5 protein-coding genes are annotated in these 6,622 nt (G+C 29.2%); 3 read left to right on the plus strand and 2 right to left on the minus strand.

From position 1 onward, the window contains the following. Window positions 1-18: 18 nt before the first annotated feature. Together holA and HMPREF1253_RS05420 are read right to left on the minus strand one after the other, a co-directional pair. Window positions 19-1,017: a DNA polymerase III subunit delta gene (gene holA / locus HMPREF1253_RS05415; protein WP_023055749.1), complete on the minus strand. Its 999-nt coding sequence runs from the start codon at window positions 1,015-1,017 to the stop codon at window positions 19-21. A gap of 1 nt (window position 1,018) precedes the next feature. Beyond that, a complete protein-coding gene (locus HMPREF1253_RS05420; RefSeq protein WP_081696592.1) occupies window positions 1,019-3,049 on the minus strand; it encodes a DNA internalization-related competence protein ComEC/Rec2 in 2,031 nt (676 codons plus the stop codon). 66 nt (window positions 3,050-3,115) lie between these two features. Here HMPREF1253_RS05420 and HMPREF1253_RS05425 point away from each other — a divergent pair, with 66 nt between their 5' ends. The 3 genes from HMPREF1253_RS05425 to HMPREF1253_RS05435 are packed head-to-tail and all read left to right on the plus strand — an operon-like array spanning window position 3,116 to window position 6,517. Next, window positions 3,116-3,328, plus strand: a complete 213-nt coding sequence (locus tag HMPREF1253_RS05425) for a hypothetical protein (protein ID WP_023055748.1) — start codon at window positions 3,116-3,118, stop codon at window positions 3,326-3,328. A 26-nt stretch (window positions 3,329-3,354) separates the two neighbouring features. Then, window positions 3,355-4,230, plus strand: a complete 876-nt coding sequence (locus HMPREF1253_RS05430) for a hypothetical protein (RefSeq protein WP_023055737.1) — start codon at window positions 3,355-3,357, stop codon at window positions 4,228-4,230. Beyond that, window positions 4,223-6,517, plus strand: coding sequence for a bifunctional dihydroorotate dehydrogenase B NAD binding subunit/NADPH-dependent glutamate synthase (locus HMPREF1253_RS05435; RefSeq protein ID WP_023055744.1), 2,295 nt, complete (start codon window positions 4,223-4,225; stop codon window positions 6,515-6,517). Before HMPREF1253_RS05430 ends, HMPREF1253_RS05435 begins: the two co-directional genes overlap by 8 nt. Window positions 6,518-6,622: the final 105 nt, after the last annotated feature.

Below are 6,622 nucleotides of genomic sequence, written 5' to 3' on the forward strand. Positions count from 1 at the left end.
AAATTTACCCATCCTAAATCAGGATGGGTTTTTTTTACATATTTTTGTAATAAGCATTTCCATTAAAAGCATTTGGTCAAGGTCTGTTGATTTTAATTTCAAATCAATATCCTCCATAAAAGAATAAATTTCCTTAAGCTCTTCAAGTTCAAAATTTTTTTGGAAATTTGAAACTTTTGTAAATTCATAATTTTTAATCTCCATTATATTCATAATTGAACTAGGACTATATTCAGCTTTCTGTAAAATCTTATAAGCTAAAAGAAGCCTTATCTGTCTTTGGATAATTACAAAAGTTTTTTGAACTGGCTCATTTATCTTGTATAAGTTGTGAAGTTCTTTAAAAGATATATCTAAATTTCTATCACCTATTGCATCAGTAAGAGCAAAGACATTTGTATCAATATTATCGGTCATTAAACTGTCAATTTTTTCCTTAGTAATTTCTCCCAAAGCAATAAGTTTGTCCATTTCATTTTTTAAATCATAAAGAGTCATATCAAGATTTCTTGAATTGTAACCTGATTTTTCAATCATATAACTTGTTAGAGCCTTTGAAACTTTAATCCCCTTTCTTAAAAAATATCCATCAACAAAGGAATTTACCATACTCCCCTTTAATTTTGAAAACTCAACATTTCTATTTTGCCCTTGAAAATATCTGTAAAATTTTTTTGTCTTGTTAAAAGGATTTTGCCCTTCCATAATAATTAAAATATTATAAGGAAAAAAATTATCCAAAAAATCTTTAAATTTTTCAAAATCTTCCAGTTCTGATTCAAACATGGCTCCATCATCAATTAATATAAGTTTTTTTTCACTCATAACAGGAAGGGTCCAAGCAGACTTGTAAAGCTCATTAAAATTGTTTACCCTGCTTAAATTAAAAGCATAAGTCCCCTTGGGAATATACTTATTTATAATATATTTAAGAGTATTTTCCATTAAAAGTTTTTCGCAACCGAAAAACAAATAAAAACCACTCAAATCTTTTTTATACAATTCTCTATAATCCATACTACCTCAACTTTAAATTTACTTGTCCCTTGCTTGTTAATTTCACTATAGCTCCCTCCACCTCGAGAGCTTTTATAACTTCTTGAGAAGGCATGCCATAATTATTTTTCCCAACACTTATAACTGCAAGATCTGGTCTTAATTTTTTGTAAAAACTTTTTGAAAGAGAATTTACAGATCCATGGTGGGGAACTTTTAAAACATCAACTTTTTCTTGTTCTATTTTATCACAGATATTTTTTGAAATATCCCCTGTAAATAAAAAGGTCTTTTTTCTTAAAGTGACTAATAAAACCATAGACCTATCATTAGGACTCTGACCACAGGGATAATAAATTCTTTTAATCTTTAAATCTCCCTCTTCATATGGAGTCTCAAAAATTTCATTTTTATAATTTTCCTTAATATATCTATAAAACTGATTCTTTTCCTCAACCCCTGACAAATAAACTTTATCAACTTTTATATTTTTAAAATGCCTTATGCCCTCCACATGATCAGCATCCATATGAGAAATAAAAATACCCTTTATCCTATTAATTCCCTTACTTTTTAAATAGGGTATTAAATATTTTTTAGAAAGACTGTTTTCCACACTTCCACCTGTATCAATTAAATAGTAGGAATTTTTATTTTTTATAAGGCAAGAATCTCCTTGACCTATAAAATTAAAACTTACCTGATAAAGAGGATTTTCCTTTATATAAGCAAAACTTGTGATTAAATACAAAATCCCTATAAAGCATAAAAATTCTTTTTTATATTTTTTTAAATAATCTTTTAAAAATAAAATTTCTCCCAATAGGAAATAATAAGTTGCCATTGTTATAGGAAGTGGTCTTCCTAAAATAAATGGATTTATTATGGAGTTTAGATAAATTCCTATTTCTCTTCCCAAGTCAAAAATTAAATCTAAGCTTCCAGCAAAAACATAATTTGGAATTATTAAAAGAAGACTTGCAAAACAAAGACCCAAGCTATAAAGAGGTATTAAAATTAAATTTGCAATTATAGAAATTATGTTTACTTGATAAAAAAAGTAAAGCTGTATAGGAAGCGTTCCTATAAAAATACTTAAACTTATATCTAGGCCCTTTCCCAAAAAAGTCTTCCCCGTATAAAGTTTTAATTTAGGATAAATTATTACAAGAGAAAGGACAGAGGAATAAGATAAAATAAAACTTGGAGAAAAAATATTGTAGGGATTTATTCCTAAATTTATAAGGGCTGAAAGTATTAAGGCAGTGGAGGTTTTATATTTTAAGCCTATAAAAAATGACAAATTTAAAAATAAGATCATTAAAAAAGCTCTCACTGCTGATATGGGAAAGCCTATTAAATATATATAAAAGAAAGTTAAAAAAAGGCTTAGTACTTTTTTAATTTTCTTAGGTAAAAAAAATAAGGCTTTTGAAATAAATAAAAATATAAGACCTATATGAAGCCCTGAAACTGCAAAAATATGAGCAAGTCCAAAGTTTAAAAATTCTTCCTTATCTTCACTTATGGAACCGTCACTTAAAAGAATACTTTTAAAAAGTTCTCCATTCTTTTTATTTAAAAGTAGAGATGTTTTTTCAATCCTATTTCTGAAATCATCTTTTATATTTTTCTTAAAACTTATTTTTTCTAAATTTTTTATGTAAAATTTTCCCTGTAAATTTTTTGTTTTATAATAAAGTCTTTCGTTAAAACCATTTTCATTTAAGGGAAGACTCCCCTTGTTAAGGCTACCTTCAATCTCAATTTTTTCTCCTATTCTTAAGGGTTCTTCATAGTAAAACAAAATTTTATAGGGTCTTTTAAATTTTCCCCTTGAAATATTTATTGTATAGGCTCCATTTTTTATATCTGCTATTTTCCCTCTAAGTATATAGTCTCCCTCTCTGAGATTTTCTTTAAAATTATTTATTAAAAGAGCAAAAAAATATTGAAAAAAATTAAAAAATAAAGAGCCTTTTGACTTTTCTTTTTTAAAAAAATATAAATTCCAAAAAAAATTATAAATACTGAAAATATGTAAGTCATAGATTAATTATAAATCTTCTTCTTTAAGAAAAATAGTTATGTTACAATTTAAATAAAGAGAGGTAATTAGATGAAATATATTGATAATCCTTACGCTAAAGAATTTCAGAGTGAATTTTCTCACATTTTTGAAATTGAGGGAGAAAAATTTGGCTTACTTAATGATATTTTTTCAGGCACAGATAAGGTTGAAGCTGATGAATTTACTATAAATCTTCATGAATCTTATAAAAAAATTAAAATGGAAAAGTTTTTTATAAAATTCAGGATTCAGAAAAAGTAAAAATAAATATTGATTTTGAAAAAAGAATGGACCTTGGAGAAAGAGTCTTATCAAATGCAATTGTAAGACTTCTTCTTAAAAAGACCTTTAATATTGAAAGTGATTTTTATATTTTTGAAGACAATAAAATAATAATTTCCCAAACAGACATTGCTTTTTCAACTTTGGAAAAACTTGAAGAACTTGCAAATCAAATTGTAAGAAGTAATATCTCAACTAAATTTTCAGAAAATTTTTTGTCTTTAACAGGCCTGGGAAAAATTTATTTTGAGGGTCCCCTTCTTAAAAGAACCGGTGAACTTGCCCTTATTAAGATTTTGCCGCCTGAAAAAATTGAAAATAAAATTGTCTTAAATATTCTTTCAGGAAAAAGAGCTTTTGATGATTATAAAAATAAGTCAAAAATTTTTGATAATATGATAAAAACTTTTAATGTTGATTCAGAAGACCAGCTTTTTAAAAAATTAAAAGTTCTAAAGGCTTCAAAGCAAAGTCTTGTTGCTCAGAATAAAAAAATGGAAATGGAGCTGGGATATGAAGCTGTAAAAGATTTTAAAAATGTCGCCACAAATTTTAATGGAATAAATTATATTTATAAAATTTTAAACAATGTTAATTTTAAAGAGCTTAAGCTTATTTCTTCTAAAATTATGGATGAAGCTGATTATGTTCAAATTTATGGAATTCCCAATGGAAATATGGGACAAGTTTTAATTTACAGAAGTAGAAATTTAAATATAGATCTTAAAGGCATTTTAGATAGGGATTTTTCAAACTTAAATGGTAGCGGCAATATGTTATCTATAAAATTAAATTGTTCCATCAATGAACTTTCCAATGTTATGGAAAAATTTTTATTAAAAATAAAAAATTCTTTAGAAAAGGGCGGTAAAAATGTATAAAATTAAGAAAAAATTAAACCTTGCTCCCAACATCTATTTATTTGATGTGGAAGCACCTCGCATTGCAGCTTCTGCAAAGCCCGGACAATTTATAATTGTAATAGCCGATGACTATGCTGAAAGGATTCCTCTTACAATTTCAGATTATGATTTAAAAACTGGTTGTGTTGAAATAGTCGTACAGGCTTCAGGAGACTCTACAAAAAAGATTTGCTCTTTTGATGAGGGAGAATCCTTTAAAGATTTTGTCGGCCCTCTTGGACGCCCCAGTGACTTCTTAAGCATGGATTTAGAAGAACTTAAGAGTAAAAAATATCTTTTTGTTGCAGGCGGTGTTGGAACAGCTCCCGTCTATCCTCAAGCAAAATGGTTTAAAGATCATGGACTTTCCTGTGACATAATAGTTGGTGCAAAATCAAAAGAATTTGTTATTTTAGAAGATAAATTAAAAAGTGTTTGCGATAATCTTTACATCTGTACCGATGATGGTTCTTACGGTTTTAAAGGCTTGGTTACCGATAAAATTGTAGATCTTATTGAAAATGAAAATAAAAAATATGATCAATGTGTTTCCATAGGACCTATGATCATGATGAAGTTTGTATGCCTTACTAACAAAAAGTTTAATCTTCCAACAATAGTTTCATTAAACCCCATAATGGTTGACGGTACAGGAATGTGCGGAGCTTGTCGTGTTTCCATTGACGGAGTTACAAAATTTGCCTGTGTTGACGGTCCTGAGTTTGACGGATATAAAGTTGATTTTGATGCAGCTATAAAAAGGCAAATGCAATATAAAAATAAGGCCTCTGCAAGAAAAGTAAAAGATCACGCCTGCAACATTGATTTTGAAATAGAAAGACAAAATCACGAATTAGACCTAAATGGCGTTGAGGCTCCTAAAAATAGATTTACAAAAGTTCCTGTAAGAGAACAAAAACCTGATATAAGAAATAAAAACTTTGAAGAAGTTTGTTACGGTTATAATGAAGAAGAGGCAGTTTTAGAGGCAAAAAGATGTTTAAATTGTAAGGTTCCAAAATGTAGACAGGGTTGCCCCGTTAATATTGACATACCTGGTTTTATAAAAGAAATTTCAAATAAAAACTTTGAACAATCTGCAAAAGTTCTTTCTCTTTACACTGCTCTGCCGGCAGTTTGCGGAAGGGTATGTCCTCAAGAAAGTCAATGTGAAAAATATTGTGTTTTAAATGCAAAGGGAGATTCTGTCTCCATAGGTAAACTTGAGAGATTTTCAGCTGACTATGCAAGAAATCATAAGGTTAAATTATTTGAAAGTCCTGAAAAAAACGGCAAAAAAGTTGCAGTTATAGGAGCCGGTCCTGCAGGCCTTACTTGTGCAGGAGAGCTGGCAAAAATGGGTTATGAAGTTACAATATTTGAAGCTCTTCAAATGTCCGGTGGGGTTTTAGTCTATGGTATACCTGAATTTAGACTTCCTGATGAAATTGTTGAAGCTGAAATAAATAATCTAAAGAGTCTTGGCGTAAAAATTGAAAATAATGTAGTAATTGGTAGAACTTTAACAATTGATGAGATTTTAAATAAAGGATACGAAGCTGTATTTATCGGTTCCGGAGCTGGTCTACCTATGTTTATGGGAATACCTGGTGAAAATTTAAATGGAGTTTATTCTGCCAATGAATTTTTAACAAGAAACAACTTAATGAGAAGTTTCGATGAAAAATTTGACACCCCTATAAATGTTGGAGATAAAGTTGCAGTTATAGGCGGTGGAAATGTTGCCATGGACGCTGCAAGAGTAGCAAAAAGGCTGGGTGCTAAGGTTTCAATTTTATACAGGCGTACTCAAAAAGAACTTCCCGCAAGAATTGAAGAAGTCCATCACGCTATTGAAGAAGGCATAGAATTTCAAATGCTCACTGCTCCAATTGAAATAAAGGGAGATGAAAATGGCTGGGTAAAATCTTTAATTTGCGTTAAGAATGAACTTGGAGAACCTGATGAATCTGGAAGAAGACGCCCTGTAAAAATTGAAGGCTCAGATTATGAAGAAGCTTTTGATACGGTTATAATGGCCCTGGGAACAAGCCCAAATCCCCTTATTGCCCATACAACAAAAAACCTTGAAGTTAATAGAAAAGGTGGAATTGTTGCAGATGAAGATGCTCAAACTTCAAGAGAAAATATTTTTGCAGGAGGAGATGCAGTTACAGGGTCTGCAACTGTAATTCTTGCAATGGGAGCCGGAAAAACAGCCGCAACTTCCATCGACAAATATATAAGAGAAAAAAATAATAAATAAATTTTAAATTAATTTATTAAAAAAACTCCACAATTTATAAAAAATAACGGAGTCTCTAAAAATTGACATAAAAAAANANANATATATATATATATATATATATAT

The sequence above is a fragment of the Peptoniphilus sp. BV3C26 genome, from assembly GCF_000478985.1.
In the GTDB taxonomy this organism is placed as follows: Bacteria; Bacillota; Clostridia; order Tissierellales; family Peptoniphilaceae; genus Peptoniphilus_B; species Peptoniphilus_B koenoeneniae.

Bases quoted from the DNA above. Each gene is read 5' to 3' on its own strand.
- HMPREF1253_RS05435 (WP_023055744.1), top strand. From the start codon at position 4,223: ATGTATAAAATTAAGAAAAAATTAAACCTTGCTCCCAACATCTATTTA.
- holA (WP_023055749.1), bottom strand. From the start codon at position 1,017: ATGGATTATAGAGAATTGTATAAAAAAGATTTGAGTGGTTTTTATTTG.
- HMPREF1253_RS05425 (WP_023055748.1), top strand. From the start codon at position 3,116: ATGAAATATATTGATAATCCTTACGCTAAAGAATTTCAGAGTGAATTT.
- HMPREF1253_RS05430 (WP_023055737.1), top strand. From the start codon at position 3,355: ATGGACCTTGGAGAAAGAGTCTTATCAAATGCAATTGTAAGACTTCTT.